Genomic DNA, 17,349 nt, shown 5'->3' with positions numbered 1-17,349 from the left:
AGCGGGCTTGCTCGCGAAAGCGGTGGGTCAGTCAAAAGATTCATCGACTGACACTCCGCTTTCGCGAGCAAGCCCGCTCCCACATTTAAATTGCGGTGTTTTCAGATTCGCTGTCAGGCCTCCAGGCCCAACATATCCCGCGCCAACGCTTCGGCAATCCGAATCCCGTCTACACCCGCCGACAAAATCCCACCGGCATACCCTGCGCCTTCACCCGCCGGGAACAGGCCTTTCACGTTCAAACTCTGCATCGAGTCGTCACGGGTAATTCGCAGCGGCGACGATGTGCGGGTCTCGATACCGGTCAACACGGCATCGTGCAGCGAGTAGCCCTTGATCTGCTTCTCGAACGCCGGCAGTGCTTCACGAATGGCTTCGATGGCAAACTCCGGCAACGCCAGGGCCAAATCGCCCAGTGCCACGCCCGGCTTGTAGGACGGCTCCACACTGCCGATGGCGGTGGACGGTTTACCCGCGATGAAATCACCCACCAATTGCGCCGGGGCCTCATAGTTGCTGCCGCCGAGGATATAGGCGTGGGACTCCAGGCGTTCCTGCAACTCGATACCGGCCAGCGGGCCGCCTGGATAATCCACCTCGGGCGTGATGCCGACCACGATGCCGGAGTTGGCGTTACGCTCGTTACGCGAATACTGGCTCATGCCATTGGTGACAACACGGCCAGGCTCGGAGGTCGCGGCAACCACGGTGCCGCCAGGGCACATGCAGAAGCTGTAGACCGAACGGCCGTTCTTGGCGTGGTGCACCAGTTTGTAGTCGGCGGCGCCGAGTTTCGGGTGCCCGGCGTATTTGCCCAGCCGCGCGGCGTCGATCAGCGACTGTGGATGTTCGATGCGAAAACCCACGGAAAACGGCTTGGCTTCCATGTACACGCCACGGCCATGGAGCATGCGGAACGTGTCGCGGGCGCTGTGGCCGAGGGCGAGGATCACGTGCCTGGAGAGGATCTGCTCGCCGCCATCCACGACCACACCGTTCAACTGGCCGTCCTCGATCAGCACGTCGGTCACGCGCTGTTCGAAGCGCACTTCACCGCCGAGGGCGATGATTTGCTGGCGCATGTGTTCCACCACACCGGTCAGGCGGAAGGTGCCGATATGCGGCTTGCTGACATACAGGATTTCTTCCGGGGCGCCGGCTTTGACGAACTCGTGCAGCACTTTGCGACCGTGGAATTTCGGGTCCTTGATCTGGCTGTAGAGCTTGCCGTCGGAAAAAGTCCCGGCGCCGCCTTCACCGAATTGCACGTTGGACTCTGGGTTGAGCACGTTTTTGCGCCACAAGGCCCAGGTGTCCTTGGTGCGCTGGCGCACTTCGCGACCGCGCTCAAGGATGATCGGCTTGAAACCCATTTGCGCGAGCAGCAGCCCGGCGAAAATCCCGCACGGGCCAAAACCCACCACGATCGGCCGTTCAACCAAGCCTTCTGGCGCATGGCCGACGACTTTGTAGCTGACGTCCGGCGCCGGGTTGATGTTGCGGTCGTCGGCAAACTTGAGCAGCAGGGCAGCTTCGCCCTTCACGTTCAGGTCGACGGTGTAGATGAAGCACAGCTCTGACGATTTTTTGCGGGCGTCGTAGCTGCGCTTGAACAGGGTGAAATCGAGCAGGTCATCACTGGCGACGCCCAGGCGCTGCACGATGGCAGGCCGCAGGTCTTCTTCGGGATGGTCGATGGGCAGCTTGAGTTCGGTGATTCGTAACATGACAGGATCCGGTAGGCGGCGGACAAAGAGGCCGGCTGTTTTGCAAACCGGCGATTATAAGCCCCAAAGGCGGTTTTCCGTCATGTTAAAACAGCGCAGGGCGTAATCAGTCGTCGCGCGAACCGCCAAATGCGGCGCAACCACGCTGGACCTGGCCGTTGACGCGCAACTCGGCGGTCATGTGTTGCAGGCTGCCGCTGACCGGGTCGACGCAACGCTGCGGAGCAACCCACAGTTCGACGTGCTGGTTGTTGGCTTCGGTCATCAGGTTGAAGCGGCCGTCACCGATTTGCTCTTCGACGTAGGGCACTGCCAGAGGTGGCTGGCCCTCGCGTTCCAGCACCATGCCTTTGGCGGTAACGTTCATCGCCCAGGCCGGTTTATGGCCGTTGGCGCGCAGGATCATGCGTTTGAAGTCCGGGTCATTGCAGGCGGAGGTGGAGCGCTCGACGCGGTAGAGCTGTTGCAGGTCCACTGAGCCCTGAGTGCCACTGGCAACCCCGGAGAACTTGCCGCGCAAGTCGGCAAACAATGCGCCTTGCTGGCCGGCCAGAGAGGCGGCCTCTTGCAGGACGCTGGTGCCGCCGGTGTCGTTGACCACGTAGTTGCGTTTGTCATTGCAAGGCTGGAACACCAGCTTGCCGCCGACAGCCGTCAATTCGCCCTGCATACGGGTCATCCCGACGGTAGACGGTTTGGCCGGTTCGCTTTCGAACACCTGGCAAGCGCTGAAAAGGGGCAGCAAGGCACATAGAACTAAGGTACGGGCGGCACGCATTTATCGGGTCTCCAAACAAGTGCCGCCACGTTACGCAGGCTGGCGCCGCATCACAAGTGCGCCTGCGAGCTTCAGGCAATTCTTACAGACGTGAAAGTCAGCCGACGATAAACGTCTGGCCTGTCTGCAGGCCCTCGACGCTTTTCGCGTAGGCCAGCGCCACGTCTGCACCCGGCGCCGGTTTGTAGCCACGGAAATACGGCGCATAACTGTCCATGGCTTCGAGCAGGACGGTCGGGCTTACCGAGTTGACCCGCAGGCCGCGTGGCAATTCGATAGCCGCCGCTTTAACAAAGGCGTCCAGTGCACCATTGACCAGGGCCGCCGAGGCGCCGGTGCGGATCGGGTCACGGTTGAGAATGCCGCTGGTGAAGGTGAACGACGCGCCGTCGTTGGCGTATTCGCGGCCAATCAACAGCAGGTTGACCTGGCCCATCAGCTTGTCGCGCAGGCCCAGTTCGAAGTCGGCCTCGCTCATGTCACCCAATGCGACAAAGTTGACGCTGCCTGCCGCGCAGACCAGTGCATCGAACCTGCCGGTCTGTTCGAACAGTGCGCGGATCGAGGCGCTGTCGCTGATGTTCACCTGGAAATCGCCACTGCTGCGGCCGATGCTGATCACTTCGTGACGCTGCGCCAGTTCGGCCTTGACCGCTGAACCGACCGTGCCGCTGGCTCCAATCAATAGGATTTTCATCGTACTGTTCCTCCAAGGGGTAAGTAAGGATTCAGTCTAGGGTGGCTTTTCACCTGGATAAACGTGCTAATGGGCAACCTTTGGTTTTCAAATGGAAACAATCCATGAGCGAGATGGATGACCTGGCGGCCTTTGCCGTACTGATCGAAGCCGGCAGTTTCACCGTGGCCGCCGAGCAATTGGGTTGCAGCAAAGGCCAGCTGTCCAAACGCATCAGCCAATTGGAGGCGCAGTATTGCGTGGTGTTGCTGCACCGCACCACGCGCAAGCTCAGCCTCACCGCCGCCGGTGCGGCGTTGTTGCCTCAGGCCCAGGCGCTCGTAGTACAAGTCGACCGCGCTCGTCAGGCACTGGCGCGGCTCAAGGACGACCTGGCCGGGCCTGTGCGTATGACGGTCCCGGTGTCGTTGGGCGAAACCTTTTTTGATGGCCTGCTGTTGGAGTTTCACAAAAGGTACCCGCAGGTGCAGATCGAACTGGAGCTGAACAACCGGTGCCACGATCTGGCACGGGACGGCTTTGATTTGGGGGTGCGCTCGGGGGCTGTCGACAATGAGCGCCTGGTGGCCAAGCCGCTGCTGGCCTGGCACGAAATGACCTGCGCCAGCCCGGCCTATCTTGAGGAATACGGTGAGCCACTGACCCCGGCCGATCTCGCCACCCACACCTGCCTGCTCAACAGTCATTACAGCGGGCGAGAGGAATGGCTTTACCACCAGCAACATGAACTGCTGCGGGTGCGGGTCAGCGGCACCTTTGCCTCCAACCATTACAACCTGTTGAAAAAAGCCGCGCTGGTGGGCGCCGGCATCGCGCGTCTGCCGTCCTATGCATTACCTGCAGAATTGGCTGACGGCAGATTGCGCTGGCTCCTGCGCGATTATCAGACGCGGAGCATGCCGATGTACTTGGTGCACCCCTATCAGGGCGGCTTGCCGCGACGCACCCAAGTGCTCGCTGACTATTTGGTTGACTGGTTCAAACGCAGCGGCGAAGCCCTGGACCGTCTTTAACGGTAGCGACGTGCAATCAGGTGGTCGATGGACAGGCGGCCCGGACCTTTCGCCACCAACAGCAGCAAGATCGCGATCCAGGTGCCGTGGGTTGGGTAGGCGTCCGGATAGACGAAGAGCTGGATGGTCAGGGTCATCCCGATCAGCGCCAGGGCCGAGAAGCGTGTGGCAAAACCCACCAGGATCAGCGCGGGAAAGATGTGTTCGGCAAACGCCGACATGTGCGCAGCCACCTCGGGCGAGAGCAACGGCACTCGGTATTCGCTCTGAAACAGCGGCACGGTAGAGGCAGCCAGGCGTGGCACGCCGAGCTGAAAGGTGCCATTGATCAGGTCGATGGCAAAGCCTTCCACCTTGGTTTGCCCGGACTTCCAGAACACCGCCGCAATGGAGAACCGTGCGAGAAAGGCGATCAGGCTGTAGGGGATTTTCTCGAACAGCTCGATGACTCGATTGATAGGGTTTGAAGGCGAGGTGCTCATGGCGATTCCTTTTGTTCTGGGTGCAGATGAGTGAGTGTGTCGTGGCTGATCAACAGCGTCAGGCATTGATTCAGGTCGAATTCGCTGAAGGCTTCGAGGGCGAGAGCCACCGCCATCTCCAGTTCGGCGCCGTTGTTCAGGCTATTGATAAAGGCGACCGAGCCGCTGTCGATGGCGAACACCTTGACGGTCAAGCCTTGGCGCAAGACCAGCGCGCCCTGGGCATGCCAGGGATTCAAGCTGTCCATGGCGCCCTCGGCCTGGTGCGCTGCCCACACGGCAACAACGGCATAGGCGGAACTGAAGGCTGAAACAGACGGATGCAACTGCACGCGCAGTTTCCCCAGGTCCGTCTGGCCTTGCAGTGCTTGAAGAACCGTTTGCCGGTCCAGTAGCTGTGTATCCGCCGCGTGATAGGCGCCTACGCGCAGTCGTTCCAGGCGTGCAACATCAGCGAGGTAGGGCACGCTGGCAGCGGGCTCAAAGTCTTGAATGAAGGCAGCAAACGCACTGCCGTACTTGCTCATCAACGGGCTGGTGGGCGGGGACGCCTGTACAAACAGGCCCGCCATTGCGCGGAAGAATGCCTCGCCGACCAATTGCAACGTCACCGGGTAAGCCGCCGCGAGTGCGTTGATCAATGAGCTGTGGACGTTATTGCGGTACACCGCAAAACGGCTGGCAGGGTCGGCGCCGTTGCTGCTGAACACGCCCTCGGGGCAGGCCTGGTCGGGCGCGAGCAGGGCATTGGCAAACGCGGCTTGAACGCTCATGGGGTGACCTGCAGCAAATGCCAGTCGGCGTGTTTGGCTTCGGCTTGCAGCACGCTGAACGCAGGCACCTGATTATCCCGTTCGATCAGCGTAGCCACCGGGCCGGTGCGCGTCAGTACCTGTTCATACAGCTGCCATACCGCGTTGTCGACGGGTGCGCCGTGGTCATCAATCAGCAGGCGGTCGCCCAGGTTGTCGGTGTCTTCGGCAAAGCCCGCCAGATGAATCTCACCCACCGCGCGCAACGGCAGCGCATCGATGTAGGAAAGCGGGTTGCGCTGGTGATTGATGCACGACACATAAACGTTGTTGACGTCCAGCAGCAGGCCGCAACCGGTGCGGCGGATGATCTCGCTGACAAAGTCTGTTTCATCCAGTGTGGAGTGCTGGAACTGCAGGTAAGTCGACGGATTCTCCAGCAGCATTGGCCGCTTGAGCGTGCTTTGCACCTGATCGATGTGTTCGCACACCCGGTTCAGGGTGGCGGCATCGTAGGCCAGAGGCAGCAAGTCATTAAGAAACACCGGGCCGTGGCTGGACCAGGCCAGGTGTTCGGAAAAAGACTGGGGTTGATAGCGTTCGATCAGCGTGGCCAACCGTGCCAGGTGCTCACGGTTCAACGGGCCTTCGCCGCCGATAGACAGACCCACGCCGTGCAACGACAGTGGGTACCGCTCGCGGATCAAACCCAGGTAGTGATGAAACGGGCCGCCGGCGACCATGTAGTTTTCGGCGTGCACTTCAAAAAAACCAATGTCGGGCGAGGTATCGAGCACTTCGAGGAAGTGCTCGTTCTTCAGCCCCAGCCCGGCCCTGTAGGGGAGGCCGGGTACCTGAGCTGGCGAGACCGTGTGTTGGGGTGAAAGCGTCATCATCAGTACTCAGGTTGCGCAGGGTTTCAGGACTTGGCGGTGAAGGCAGCTTCCTGACCGAAACCGGTCGGCGAGGTGGTGCTGGGGGTTTTGCCGCAGGTGCCGGCAGGGACCAGTTTCCAGGCGTTGGCCTGGTCTTTAGTTTTCGAGGTGCCGGCGCAGGAGGTGCCGGCGCCTGCGGCGCAATCGTTCTTGGCGGCTTCAGCGATGCCGAAGCATTTGTCCATTTTTGCGTCGGCAGCATGGGCCGTGGTGATGGCGGACAAGCTCAAAGCGGAACCGAGGGCCAGGATCAGGGTAGCGGCAGACAGGGAACGGGTAGCGTTTTTCATGGTGTTTCTCCAGTAGTAGGAATGTTGAATCAGGAAAGCAATTGCGCCTTCTTGACCTACTAGAGCGTGCCGGGATTCGTACGTTACAAACAGATTGAAAATTCTTATGTTTTTGTAGGAAACGGACTGCGGAGTGAGCGAGGCCTGAAAGTCAGCCAAAAAAAACGGCCTGTAAAGGCCGTTTTCAGATGGGGCAGTGTTACCCGCCGAGATACGCCTCACGCACCTTCGGATCGGTGAGTAATTGCTCACCGGTGCCCTGCATCACCACCCGGCCGTTTTCCAGCACGTAGGCGCGGTCGGCGATTTTCAGCGCCTGGTTGGCGTTCTGCTCCACCAGGAACACCGTCACACCGTCCTTGCGCAGCTGTTCGATGATGTCGAAGATCTGCTGGATGATGATCGGCGCCAGGCCCAGGGAAGGTTCGTCCAGCAGCAACAGCTTGGGCTTGCTCATCAGCGCCCGGCCGATGGCGAGCATTTGCTGCTCGCCGCCGGACATGGTGCCGCCGCGCTGGCTGAAGCGTTCCTTGAGCCGAGGGAACAGGTGCAACACCTTGTCCATCTGCTCCTGGTAGTCGCCCTTGTCGGTGAAGAACCCGCCCATGGCGAGGTTCTCTTCCACGGTCAGGCGGGAAAAAACCCGACGGCCTTCCGGGACCACGGCAATGCTCTTGCGCATGATTTCCGACGACTGCTGGCCCACCAGTTCTTCACCCATATAGCGGATGCTGCCGCTATGGGCTTGCGGCGAGCCGCACAAAGTCATCAACAAGGTCGACTTGCCTGCACCGTTAGCGCCGATCAGCGTGACAATTTCACCCTGGCGCACTTCCACGTTGACGCTGTGCAAGGCCTGGATCTTGCCGTAGAAAGTGGAAACGTTTTCGAATTGCAGCATTTTACGCTTCCCCCAAATAGGCTTTGATCACTTCAGGATTATCGCGGATCTGCTCCGGCGTCCCATCTGCCAGCGGCGTGCCCTGGTTGATCACCACGATGTGGTCGGAAATACTCATGACCAGTTTCATGTCGTGTTCGATCAACAGCACCGTGGCGTTGTTTTCCTCACGCAATACGCTGATCAACGCCTTGAGGTCTTCGGTTTCCTTGGGGTTCAGGCCGGCGGCCGGTTCGTCGAGCATGAGGATCCGCGGACGGGTCATCATGCAGCGGGCGATTTCCAGACGACGTTGCTGACCATAGGCCAGAGTGCCGGCGGGGCGGTTGGCGAATTCGGTCAGGTTGACCTTGTCCAGCCAATATTCCGCGTATTCCATGGCCTCGCGCTCGCTTTTGCGGAACGACGGGGTTTTGAACAGGCCGGCGAAGAAGTTGGTGTTCAGGTGACGGTGCTGGGCAATCAGCAGGTTTTCAACCGCCGTCATGTCCTTGAACAACCGCACGTTCTGGAAGGTCCGCACCACGCCCTTGCGGGCGATTTCGTGGCCGGCCAGGCCCTGGATCGGCTGGCCGTCCAGCAGGATGCTGCCACCGCTGGGCTTGTAGAAACCGGTGAGGCAGTTGAACACCGTGGTCTTGCCGGCGCCGTTGGGGCCTATCAGCGCCACGACCTGTTTCTCTTTCACGGTCAGGGCCACGCCGTTGACCGCGAGCAAACCGCCGAAGCGCATGCTCAGATTTTCGACTTTCAGGATCTCGCGGCTCATTTGCGCAGCTCCATGTGTGGACGTTGCATGGGCAGCAGGCCTTGAGGGCGCCAGATCATCATCAGCACCATCATGGCGCCGAACATCAACATGCGGTATTCGCTGAACTCACGCATCATTTCCGGCAGCAGGATCATCACGATTGCGGCCAGAATCACACCCAGCTGCGAGCCCATGCCACCCAGTACCACGATGGCGAGGATGATCGCCGACTCGATAAAGGTGAACGACTCCGGGGTCACCAAACCTTGGCGAGCGGCAAAGAAACTGCCAGCGAAACCGGCGAAGGTTGCCCCGAGGGTGAAGGCTGAAAGTTTGATGATGGTAGGGTTCATACCCAATGCACGGCAGGCGATTTCATCTTCGCGCAGCGCTTCCCACGCACGGCCGATCGGCATGCGCAGCAAACGGTTGATCACGAACAAGGCCGCCAGCGCCAGCAACAACGCCACCAGGTACAGGAACACCACTTTGCTCACGGGGTTGTAGTCGATCCCGAAGTATTCGTGGAAGGTCTGCATGCCTTCAGCCGCGGTGCGGTCGAACGAGAGCCCGAAGAACGTTGGCTTGGGAATGCTGCTGATGCCGTTGGGGCCGCCGGTAATGTCGGTGAGGTTACGCAGGAACAGCCGGATGATTTCACCGAAGCCCAGGGTCACGATCGCCAAATAGTCACCGCGCAAGCGCAGCACCGGAAAGCCCAGCAGGAAGCCAAATGTGGCCGCCGCCATGCCGGCCAGTGGCAGGCAGATCCAGAAGCCCCAGCCCAGGTAATGCGAGAGCAGCGCGTAGGTGTAGGCACCCACGGCGTAGAAGCCCACGTAACCCAGGTCGAGCAAGCCGGCCAGGCCCACCACGATGTTCAGGCCCAGGCCCAGCAACACGTAGATCAGGATCAGGGTGGCGATGTCGACCGCGCCGCGCGAGCCGAAGAACGGCCAGATCAGCGCCGCCACGACCAGGCCGATGATGATGTAGCGCTGGGTGCGCGGCAGGGTCAGGAATTGGCTGACCTTGGGTGACACCAGCGGGCCACGGTTGCCTTTGAACAGGGCACCGACCTGCTGGGTGAACAGCACGCGCAGGAACATCAACACCGAACACAGGGCGATGATGGTCAGGGTCACGGGACCAGTGCCATGCACTTCCAGGTTAATGCCGACAATGCTCAGCTTGAGGCCGAGAACCGGAAAGGCCACGGCCCATACCAGCAAGGCGCTGAAAAACGCCGATTTAAGATATCTGCTCATACTTTCTCAACCTCCGGACGGCCCAGAATGCCGGTCGGACGGAACAACAACACCAGAACCAACAAGCCGAACGCCACGACGTCCTTGTATTGGTCGCCGAACACATCGGCGCCAAAGGCTTCAGCCACACCCAGCACCAGCCCGCCGAGCATCGCGCCCGGAATACTGCCGATGCCGCCCAAGACTGCTGCGGTAAAGGCCTTCAGGCCTACCAGGAAACCGGCGTTGGGGTTGATCACGCCGTATTGCATGCTCAGCAGCACCGCCGCGACGGCGGCCAGTGCGGCACCGATCACGAAGGTCAGGGCGATGATGTTGTTGGTGTTGATGCCCAGCAGGTTGGCCATTTTGATGTCTTCGGCGCAAGCCCGGCAGGCGCGCCCCAGACGGGAGCGGGAGATGAACAGTGTCAGGCCCACCATGGCCGCCAGGGTGACGACGAAAACCAGGACCTGCATGTACGAAATCAGCACTTCTTGTGCGCCACCTGGGCCGAAGGAGAAGCTCCCCGGGATCAGGTTGGGAATGGACTTATCCTTGGAGTCCTGGGACAGCAATACGGTGTTCTGCAGGAAAATCGACATGCCGATAGCCGAAATCAGCGGGATCAAACGGTTGCTGCCACGCAACGGGCGGTAGGCAACCCGCTCGATACTGTAGCCGTAGGCACTGGTTACGACGATCGACGCCAGGAACGCAGCGGTCATCAACAGCGGCAGGGAATGGATACCCAGCATGGCCAGCCCGGCAAGGGCGATGAAGGCCACGTAGGAGCCAATCATGTACACCTCGCCATGGGCGAAGTTAATCATTCCAATGATGCCGTAAACCATCGTGTAGCCAATGGCTATCAAGGCATAGGTGCTGCCAACGGTCATGCCGTTAACCAGCGTTTGGAGAAAATGATAGATCTCAGGCATTACAGCGCTCCTAAAAACCCGATACGCATTTCACTGGTGGAGTCATTTCCGGCTCGGTGCCCTGCTCTGTGATCAGGTTGCACGAAGCGTTTGCCAGCGAACCGCTGGTGACGGTTTTAAGATTTTCAGGTGAGCCAGCGCCCGGATCGCGGGGGACAGGCCCATAAACCTCGTAAAACAAAGCCCACTGCTCTCACAGTGGGCTTGTTGGACCAGTAATGCCTGGCTTACTGAGGGGAAGCTTCGGTTTTTGGTTTGCCGAAGTGCCATTCGTAGACCACGAACTTGAAGTCCTTCAGGTCGCCCTTGGCGTCAAAGCTCAGGTCGCCGGTAGGGGTCTTGAACGTACCTGCGTGAATAGCAGCAGCCACTTTGGCGGTGTCTTCGGACTTCGCGGCAGCGATACCGCCAGCGATGACTTCAACAGCCGAGTAGGCCGGGAACACGAACGGACCGGTTGGGTCCTGCTTGTTCTTGGCGAACTCTTCAACGATTGCCTTGTTGGCAGGGTCGGTGTCGAAAGACTTCGGCAGGGTGACCAGCAGGCCTTCGGAAGCGCCCTGGGCAATTTGCGAGATGGAGTCGTTACCGACGCCTTCCGGGCCCATGAACTTGGCGTCTACGCCTTTTTCCTTGGCTTGGCGCAGGATCAGGCCCAACTCAGGGTGGTAGCCGCCGTAGTAAACGAAGTCGACGTTGGCTTGCTTGAGCTTCTGAATCAGCGAGGCGAAGTCTTTGTCGCCAGCGTTGATGCCTTCGAACAGCGCAACCTTCACGCCTTTCTTCTCAAGGGTCTGTTTAACGGCGGTGGCGATGCCTTCACCGTATTGCTGTTTGTCGTGGATAACCGCAACCACTTTCGGTTTGACGAAGTCGGCGATGTAGTTGCCGGCCGCTGGGCCCTGGGCGCTGTCCAGACCAATGGTGCGGAAGATCAGCTTGTAGCCACGCGCGGTGATTTCCGGGCTGGTTGCCGCCGGGGTGATCATGATCACGCCTTCGTCTTCATAAATATCCGACGCTGGCTGAGTGGAGCTGGAGCAGAGGTGACCGACTACAAACTTGACGCCGTCGTTAACCACTTTGTTGGCTACGGCAACCGCTTGTTTTGGATCGCAAGCGTCGTCGTATTCCTTGGCTTCGAGCATTTTACCGTCGACGCCGCCCTTGGCGTTGATGTCGGCGATTGCCTGCTTGGCACCCATGAATTGCATATCGCCGTATTGCGTCACCGGGCCTGTTTTAGGGCCGGCGATACCGATCTTGATGGTGTCGGCTGCGAACGAATGGCCGGCAACCCCAGCCAGGACCATAGCGGCAAACAGTTTGGAAATCTGCTTAGTAGCCTTATTCATAGTGCTCCACTCTTGCTGTTGTATTTTTTATAGTTCTAGCGGCCTTGTGAGCTACAGAACCGGATCAGATAATTCGGCTATCCCCCCGGCAGTGCTCTGGCAACTGTACCGGTACAGTGTAGAGCGCCGGTTGATCGCTTGAAAAGCTGGCTGCTGGGGGCAAAACCCGAGGGTGTCGCTTAAATGAAAGAAAAAGACAGAATTGCGGCGGGGTGATGCCAGAGTTTCGGGCAATCCTTGGCTTTCCTGACACTTTCGTTCGGTGACTCATTTGCAACTGGGTTTTTCCGCGAGGGCCACGACGTTATGATTGCGCCGATTTTTTCCCAAGGTGAATTCCCATGACGCAAGAACCTAGCACCCTCTATGCCAAGCTGCTCGGTGAAACCGCCGAAATTTCGTGGAAGGAGCTTGAACCGTTCTTTGCCAAGGGTGCCCTATTGTGGGTCGATGCCGGGCTGGATTTGATCGAAGCGGCCGAGGGAATGGCTGCGGATAACCGCGAGAAAGTCGCTGGGTGGCTGGCTTCGGGGAGCCTTGGCGAGGTGTCTGCGACGCGGGCATTGGACTTGGTTGAGCGGGATCCGAGCTTGTGGGCGGTGGTTGTTTCGCCTTGGATTTTGATCCAGGAAAGGGCGGCGCGAGATTAGAGCGCACTGAAAAGGTGCGGGTTTTTTGCAGGTTTATGTGGGTAGTGGAGTAACTGGTTGGGCGGTGATGGCATCTTGCCGTGGAGAAAGGTCACAGGTGAGGGTGACGTAAGCGTCACGGGAACAGTTTTCCTCGGGGTGGAATGCTTGGGGAAGTGTTTCTTGGTGTGTATATAGATGTTCCAACTGTGGGACCGGGCTTGCTCGCGAATGCGGTGTATCAGCCACCAAATTCATCACTGACCCACCGCCTTCGCGAGCAAGCCCGCTCCCACAGTTTTTACCGAGTAGGGCTTCACCACCTTCATACACAGGTGAGCTTTTCTGTGGGACCTGGGTCAGCGAATTGGCCTGACCGTGGAAGGCGGCCCCATCCGGGCGGGCGCAGGCTCTTTCGGCGAGGTCGCAGCATCTTTGTTGTCTTCCCCGCTGGAAGAATAGAGCGGGTTGCGAATCTGAATGCCCTGGATCACACCGATGATCTCGTTGACAGGCACCGCCGGGCTTAACAGGTAGCCCTGGATGAAGTCGCAGCCGTGTTTAAGCAGCAGGTCGAACTGCGCCTGGGTTTCTACGCCTTCGGTGACCACGTGCAGGTGCAGGGTGTGGGCCATGCCGATTATCGCCTGGACGATCTCGATATCGGCCGACGACTTGGGGATGTCCTGAATAAACGATCGATCAATCTTCAGCGTGTTAAGCGGCAGGCGCTTGAGATAGGCGAGCGACGAATACCCGGTGCCGAAATCATCAATCGCCAGCGACACCCCCAGCGAACGGATTTGCCGCAACAGCGCCAGGGTGCTGCCGATATTGCCCATCAGCGCATTTTCAGTGACTTCCAGTTCAAGGCGGTTGGCCGCAATGGCGGCGGAACGCAGGGCAGCTTCGATCTCATCCGCCAGCTCATCACGCGCCAAGTTGAGGGCCGAACAGTTCACGGCCATGGTCAATTCCGTGTAGCCCCGGTCAGACAACAGGCTCAAGTCGTGACAGGCCTGACGTAAAACCCAGTGGTCCAGGTCGGCAATCAACCCGTTACTTTCGGCGATGCCGATAAACCGGTCCGGTGGCAGTAAGCCGTGCCGCGGGTGCTGCCAGCGCACCAAGGCTTCCAGGCGTGTGACTTTGCCGAGTTTCATGTCGAAGATCGGTTGATAAAACAGCACCAACTCGTTGCGGCCACGCAGTGCGGCCCGCAGTTCCTCTTCCAGTTGCAGCTCAAGAGAGGCACGGGTTTTCAGGTTGGAACTGAAGAAATTCAGGGTGTTACGCCCGGTGTCTTTGGACTGGTACAGCGCCAGATCTGCCGTTTTAAGCAGTTCTTCGCAGGTCACGCCGTCTTCAGGAAACAAGCTGATGCCGATACTGGTGGTCATTACCATGCGACGACCCGCCAGCTCGATGGGTTCTTTCATCTTCTGCATGATGCGCTGGGCCATGTGCCGCGCTTCATCACGATGGTGGATGTTGATCAGAATGCAGAACTCATCGCCGCCAAAGCGTGCGACCACGTCATCATGGCTGCGAACCGAGCCCTTGATATGCCCGGCCAGCACCGTGAGTAACTGGTCGCCGGCATCATGCCCAAGGCTGTCATTGATGCGCTTGAAGTGGTCGATATCCAGGAAGATCACCGCCATCATGCCCTTGCAGGCTGTTTTTTCGGCGACTTTTTCTGCGAAGAGCTGGTTAAAGCCACGGCGGTTAAGCAGGCTGGTGAGCGCGTCGTAGTGGGCCACCTGTTGCAGCGAGGCGCGGGCCTGATCCAGTTCGCTGAGCAGGGCGTTGACCCGGCGCAAGTCGCGTTCCTTGTGCTGCAGCTTTTTGTCCGCCAGGGCGGCGCTGATGCTGCTGCCGATCACCAGCAAGGTAATCACCGCGACAGAAAGGCCGAGTTGAATGGGATTGTTGTTCTGCGACAGGGAAAGGTCGGCGCCCTTGGGCACCAGCATTTGCATGGCGGCCATGCCGGTGAAATGCATGCTCAGGATGCCGGCGCCGAGCACCAGGCTGGCGGCATATTTGAGCAGTTGATGAAACACGCCAACGTCGTTGCGCAGGTAGCACGACAGCAGCAACGCCGTGAGGCTGGCGCCGATGGCAATGCCCACCGACGCCATGAACAGGCCCGTCTCGAAATACACCTGCGCCTGGGAACGCATGGCCGACATGCCGACGTAGTGCATCAGCGCAATGCCTAAACCCATCCAGATTGAGGCGAGCAGGTATTGATGAAAGCGCAGGTGGGCATGACTGAGGGTCTGCATGGCAAACAACGACGCAATCAGTGCAATCAGCAGCGAGGCGAACGTCATGACCAATTCGTAATGAATGACGATAGGCGCCTGGAAGGCCAGCATGCTGATGAAGTGGGTCGACCAGATGCCCCCGGCCAGGCACCCGGCGCCGAGCCAGCGCCAATGGCGGCGGGCGGTAGGATCTTCTACGTGGCCGACGCGTTCGGCCATATCCAGCGTGCCGAAACCCGCCGCGCAGGCGACCAGATACGCCAGCAGCACCAGAAAGGGGTTATGGCTGCAATTGAGTAATAAATACCCGGTGTCCGGAAGGGCGGTAAAAAAATGCAGACCAAGCCATTCCATAGCGTGTCCCGTCTAAGTCATTGATCCATTGCCTGCAGCAACGGCTTATGACATCGAGTATAGAAGCCTCGCAGGATTTGCAACGGATCATGGCACTTTGCTCTGAATGATTTTGGCATGCCTGCAATAGCGTTTGATGCTAAGCGCTGATCGGCAGGTCGAATTCGAAGGGCGCATCGAGCGGCGCCAAGCCAAAAGCGGCGCGCGCCGTATCGCATTCGACGTTCTGCATGCCCTGGCTCCAGGACGCATCAAACTCGCGGCACGGGCTGGCTCGCAGCTCATAGATCGAGCAACGCGTGCCTTTGCCCACTTCTCCTTCAAGGCTGCAGCAACGCGTAGGTTTCTGGTCAGTTCCTATCATCGCCACGCGCGTAGGGTTGATTTGCACCACCAAGTCATCGGGCACCGTGCCCCCCGACGAGGCGCACTCGCCCCAAAAGAAAGACACGCGAAAGTGTGAACAGCAGGCACCGCAACTCAGACACGGACTGGCTTCGGACATGGGCGTCATCGATAAGAAAAGTAAGAGGGTGTGCTACGGGAGGGCTCGCCATTCTATCCGCGCCATGGCCATTGGGAAGAGGGGCGCGCAGTTATATTTTTGTGGGGAAAGTCCCGTTGCGACGGGTGAAATTACGCCCTATCAGCTTTACGAATCATTACAGACAAGCGCTGCCCGCCTGACTATGTTGCAGACACCGGGCAGGATGCATCGGGCATCGCAGCTCTCATAACAATAAAAGAGACGGACCCATGCAGAACTCGACCCAAGCGGCGAATGCCTGGCGCATTCTGTTCCTGCTGTTCCTCGCCAACCTGTTCAATTTCTTCGACCGCACCATTCCCGCGATCATCATCGAACCCATCCGCATGGAATGGCACCTGAGCGACTTCCAGCTCGGCATCATCGGCACCGCCTTCACCCTCGTCTACGCCATCGCCGGGCTGCCGCTCGGGCGCCTGGCCGATACCGGTTCGCGCAGCAAATTGATGGGCTGGGGCCTGTTCGCCTGGAGCGGGTTGACGGCGGTCAACGGCATGGTCGGCAGTTTCTGGACGTTTTTGCTGGTGCGCATGGGCATCGGCATCGGAGAAGCCAGCTACGCGCCGGCGGCCAATTCGCTGATCGGTGATCTGTTTCCGGCGCACCGCCGTGCCCGCGCCATGGGCATTTTCATGCTGGGGCTGCCGTTGGGCCTGCTGCTGGCGTTCTTTACCATCGGTTGGATGGTCAAAGCGTTCGACAGCTGGCGCGCGCCGTTCTTTATCGCCGCCGTGCCGGGAATGATCCTGGCGGTGTTCATGTTCTACATCAAGGAACCCAAGCGCGGCGCGGCGGAAACCGTGCAAGTCTCCCAGGAACGCGTCGACCGCCCGATTCGCCGCGTGCTCGCGGTACCGACTTTTCTGTGGCTGGTGCTGGCGGGGCTGTGTTTCAACTTTGCGACCTATGCGTGCAATTCGTTTCTGGTGCCGATGTTGCAGCGTTATTTCCTGTTGCCATTGCAGGAGGCGGCGGTGGCCACGGGGGTAATCGTTGGCGTGACCGGTTTGGTGGGCTTGACCCTGGGTGGCTGGGTTGCCGACAAGATTCATCAACGGGTTGCGAATGGGCGGCTGCTGTTTGCGGCGTTCAGCTTGATCATCTCTACCGTGACTACCGCGTGGGCGTTGCATGCCGGGCGTATTGAGATTGGGGTGTTTGTGGCGCTGTTCAGTGTGGGCTGGTTGTTTGCCTATAACTTTTACACCTGCGTGTACACGGCGATTCAGGACGTGGTTGAACCGCGCCTGCGGGCCACGGCGATGGCGCTGTTTTTTGCCGGGTTGTATTTGTTGGGCGGGGGGATGGGGCCGGTGGTGGTGGGAGGGTTGTCTGATCATTTTGCGCATTCGGCGATGTATGCCGATGGGGCGTTGCAGATGACTGAGGCTTATAAGGCGGTGGGGTTGCATGACGCCATGTATTTGATTCCCGTGGCGTTGTTTTTGACGATGTTGTTTTTGTTTCAGGCGTCGCGGTGTTTTGTGCGGGATGCTAAGAATATGAAGGATGGGTTGGGGGTGGTGCCGGCTTTGGCTGCTACGGTTTGAGGTTTTTGTTGGATTGGTTGAGTGCATATCCATTGCTGGGGTAACGGCTGAAATTGGTTCCGCTCTTACAGCGGGTCACTTTTGGCAAACGCCCCAAAAGTAACCAAAAGGTCTTCGCCCCACCACT

The 17,349-nt window shown here is 59.2% G+C and carries 17 protein-coding genes; 3 read left to right on the top strand and 14 right to left on the bottom strand.

Going from position 1 to position 17,349, the window contains the following annotated elements; genetic code table 11:
* Positions 1–113 precede the first annotated feature (113 nt).
* The 3 genes from Q7C20_RS14030 to Q7C20_RS14020 all read right to left on the bottom strand — a co-directional run bounded on the left by Q7C20_RS14030 (position 114) and on the right by Q7C20_RS14020 (position 3,202).
* Positions 114–1,727 carry an NAD(P)/FAD-dependent oxidoreductase gene (locus Q7C20_RS14030; RefSeq protein WP_375068070.1) on the bottom strand — a complete coding sequence of 538 codons (1,614 nt, stop codon included), beginning with the start codon at positions 1,725–1,727 and terminating at the stop codon, positions 114–116.
* 106 nt (positions 1,728–1,833) lie between these two features.
* Positions 1,834–2,505: a hypothetical protein gene (locus Q7C20_RS14025; RefSeq protein ID WP_348059429.1), complete on the bottom strand. Its 672-nt coding sequence runs from the start codon at positions 2,503–2,505 to the stop codon at positions 1,834–1,836.
* Between the two features lie 97 nt (positions 2,506–2,602).
* A complete protein-coding gene (locus Q7C20_RS14020) occupies positions 2,603–3,202 on the bottom strand; it encodes a short chain dehydrogenase (protein ID WP_375068067.1) in 600 nt (199 codons plus the stop codon).
* 104 nt (positions 3,203–3,306) lie between these two features.
* Here Q7C20_RS14020 and Q7C20_RS14015 point away from each other — a divergent pair, with 104 nt between their 5' ends.
* Positions 3,307–4,215, top strand: coding sequence for a LysR family transcriptional regulator (locus Q7C20_RS14015; protein ID WP_375068066.1), 909 nt, complete (start codon positions 3,307–3,309; stop codon positions 4,213–4,215).
* Here Q7C20_RS14015 and Q7C20_RS14010 read toward each other — a convergent pair.
* The 9 genes from Q7C20_RS14010 to Q7C20_RS13970 all read right to left on the bottom strand — a co-directional run bounded on the left by Q7C20_RS14010 (position 4,212) and on the right by Q7C20_RS13970 (position 11,869).
* The gene (locus tag Q7C20_RS14010; RefSeq protein WP_375068064.1) at positions 4,212–4,697 is read right to left on the bottom strand and encodes a DoxX family protein; all 486 of its coding nucleotides are present in this window, start codon (positions 4,695–4,697) and stop codon (positions 4,212–4,214) included. The genes Q7C20_RS14015 and Q7C20_RS14010 overlap by 4 nt on opposite strands.
* Positions 4,694–5,470, bottom strand: coding sequence for a putative DNA-binding domain-containing protein (locus Q7C20_RS14005; RefSeq protein WP_375068062.1), 777 nt, complete (start codon positions 5,468–5,470; stop codon positions 4,694–4,696). Before Q7C20_RS14005 ends, Q7C20_RS14010 begins: the two co-directional genes overlap by 4 nt.
* Positions 5,467–6,345: a DUF692 domain-containing protein gene (locus tag Q7C20_RS14000; protein WP_375068060.1), complete on the bottom strand. Its 879-nt coding sequence runs from the start codon at positions 6,343–6,345 to the stop codon at positions 5,467–5,469. Before Q7C20_RS14000 ends, Q7C20_RS14005 begins: the two co-directional genes overlap by 4 nt.
* 23 nt (positions 6,346–6,368) lie before the next feature.
* Positions 6,369–6,674: a DUF2282 domain-containing protein gene (locus Q7C20_RS13995; RefSeq protein ID WP_348059417.1), complete on the bottom strand. Its 306-nt coding sequence runs from the start codon at positions 6,672–6,674 to the stop codon at positions 6,369–6,371.
* A 199-nt stretch (positions 6,675–6,873) separates the two neighbouring features.
* Positions 6,874–7,575, bottom strand: a complete 702-nt coding sequence (locus Q7C20_RS13990; protein ID WP_348059415.1) for an ABC transporter ATP-binding protein — start codon at positions 7,573–7,575, stop codon at positions 6,874–6,876.
* A 1-nt stretch (position 7,576) separates the two neighbouring features.
* Complete coding sequence (gene livG / locus Q7C20_RS13985) at positions 7,577–8,344, bottom strand: high-affinity branched-chain amino acid ABC transporter ATP-binding protein LivG (RefSeq protein ID WP_058425231.1); 768 nt, start codon at positions 8,342–8,344, stop codon at positions 7,577–7,579.
* Positions 8,341–9,594 (bottom strand): high-affinity branched-chain amino acid ABC transporter permease LivM, encoded by a 1,254-nt coding sequence (locus Q7C20_RS13980; protein ID WP_375068058.1) that lies wholly within the window; start codon positions 9,592–9,594, stop codon positions 8,341–8,343. The genes livG and Q7C20_RS13980 overlap by 4 nt, the downstream gene beginning before the upstream one ends.
* On the bottom strand, positions 9,591–10,514 hold the full coding sequence (gene livH, locus Q7C20_RS13975; RefSeq protein ID WP_375068056.1) for a high-affinity branched-chain amino acid ABC transporter permease LivH: 924 nt from the start codon (positions 10,512–10,514) through the stop codon (positions 9,591–9,593). The genes Q7C20_RS13980 and livH overlap by 4 nt, the downstream gene beginning before the upstream one ends.
* Positions 10,515–10,741: 227 nt before the next feature.
* A complete protein-coding gene (locus tag Q7C20_RS13970) occupies positions 10,742–11,869 on the bottom strand; it encodes a branched-chain amino acid ABC transporter substrate-binding protein (protein WP_348062019.1) in 1,128 nt (375 codons plus the stop codon).
* Positions 11,870–12,210: 341 nt separating this feature from the next.
* Between Q7C20_RS13970 and Q7C20_RS13965 the strand changes: the two genes are divergently transcribed.
* Positions 12,211–12,519, top strand: coding sequence for a DUF2288 domain-containing protein (locus Q7C20_RS13965; protein WP_348062018.1), 309 nt, complete (start codon positions 12,211–12,213; stop codon positions 12,517–12,519).
* Between the two features lie 338 nt (positions 12,520–12,857).
* Here Q7C20_RS13965 and Q7C20_RS13960 read toward each other — a convergent pair whose 3' ends face one another.
* Both Q7C20_RS13960 and Q7C20_RS13955 read right to left on the bottom strand, forming a co-directional pair.
* Complete coding sequence (locus Q7C20_RS13960) at positions 12,858–15,125, bottom strand: bifunctional diguanylate cyclase/phosphodiesterase (RefSeq protein ID WP_348062017.1); 2,268 nt, start codon at positions 15,123–15,125, stop codon at positions 12,858–12,860.
* 139 nt (positions 15,126–15,264) lie between these two features.
* Positions 15,265–15,630, bottom strand: a complete 366-nt coding sequence (locus Q7C20_RS13955; RefSeq protein ID WP_348062016.1) for a YkgJ family cysteine cluster protein — start codon at positions 15,628–15,630, stop codon at positions 15,265–15,267.
* Positions 15,631–15,881: 251 nt separating this feature from the next.
* Between Q7C20_RS13955 and Q7C20_RS13950 the strand changes: the two genes are divergently transcribed.
* On the top strand, positions 15,882–17,222 hold the full coding sequence (locus Q7C20_RS13950; protein ID WP_375068053.1) for a spinster family MFS transporter: 1,341 nt from the start codon (positions 15,882–15,884) through the stop codon (positions 17,220–17,222).
* The last annotated feature ends 127 nt before the right edge of the window (positions 17,223–17,349 follow it).

Source organism: Pseudomonas sp. AMR01, assembly GCF_041946035.1.
GTDB lineage: Bacteria > Pseudomonadota > Gammaproteobacteria > Pseudomonadales > Pseudomonadaceae > Aquipseudomonas > Aquipseudomonas antarctica_B.
The sequence above is the reverse complement of the archived record's forward strand: the minus strand, read 5'-3'. Positions and strand labels throughout refer to the sequence as shown.

Coding starts and splice junctions, on each gene's coding strand:
- Q7C20_RS14030 (WP_375068070.1), bottom strand. CDS start 1,727: ATGTTACGAATCACCGAACTCAAGCTGCCCATCGACCATCCCGAAGAA.
- Q7C20_RS14025 (WP_348059429.1), bottom strand. CDS start 2,505: ATGCGTGCCGCCCGTACCTTAGTTCTATGTGCCTTGCTGCCCCTTTTC.
- Q7C20_RS14020 (WP_375068067.1), bottom strand. CDS start 3,202: ATGAAAATCCTATTGATTGGAGCCAGCGGCACGGTCGGTTCAGCGGTC.
- Q7C20_RS14015 (WP_375068066.1), top strand. CDS start 3,307: ATGAGCGAGATGGATGACCTGGCGGCCTTTGCCGTACTGATCGAAGCC.
- Q7C20_RS14010 (WP_375068064.1), bottom strand. CDS start 4,697: ATGAGCACCTCGCCTTCAAACCCTATCAATCGAGTCATCGAGCTGTTC.
- Q7C20_RS14005 (WP_375068062.1), bottom strand. CDS start 5,470: ATGAGCGTTCAAGCCGCGTTTGCCAATGCCCTGCTCGCGCCCGACCAG.
- Q7C20_RS14000 (WP_375068060.1), bottom strand. CDS start 6,345: ATGATGACGCTTTCACCCCAACACACGGTCTCGCCAGCTCAGGTACCC.
- Q7C20_RS13995 (WP_348059417.1), bottom strand. CDS start 6,674: ATGAAAAACGCTACCCGTTCCCTGTCTGCCGCTACCCTGATCCTGGCC.
- Q7C20_RS13990 (WP_348059415.1), bottom strand. CDS start 7,575: ATGCTGCAATTCGAAAACGTTTCCACTTTCTACGGCAAGATCCAGGCC.
- livG (WP_058425231.1), bottom strand. CDS start 8,344: ATGAGCCGCGAGATCCTGAAAGTCGAAAATCTGAGCATGCGCTTCGGC.
- Q7C20_RS13980 (WP_375068058.1), bottom strand. CDS start 9,594: ATGAGCAGATATCTTAAATCGGCGTTTTTCAGCGCCTTGCTGGTATGG.
- livH (WP_375068056.1), bottom strand. CDS start 10,514: ATGCCTGAGATCTATCATTTTCTCCAAACGCTGGTTAACGGCATGACC.
- Q7C20_RS13970 (WP_348062019.1), bottom strand. CDS start 11,869: ATGAATAAGGCTACTAAGCAGATTTCCAAACTGTTTGCCGCTATGGTC.
- Q7C20_RS13965 (WP_348062018.1), top strand. CDS start 12,211: ATGACGCAAGAACCTAGCACCCTCTATGCCAAGCTGCTCGGTGAAACC.
- Q7C20_RS13960 (WP_348062017.1), bottom strand. CDS start 15,125: ATGGAATGGCTTGGTCTGCATTTTTTTACCGCCCTTCCGGACACCGGG.
- Q7C20_RS13955 (WP_348062016.1), bottom strand. CDS start 15,630: ATGTCCGAAGCCAGTCCGTGTCTGAGTTGCGGTGCCTGCTGTTCACAC.
- Q7C20_RS13950 (WP_375068053.1), top strand. CDS start 15,882: ATGCAGAACTCGACCCAAGCGGCGAATGCCTGGCGCATTCTGTTCCTG.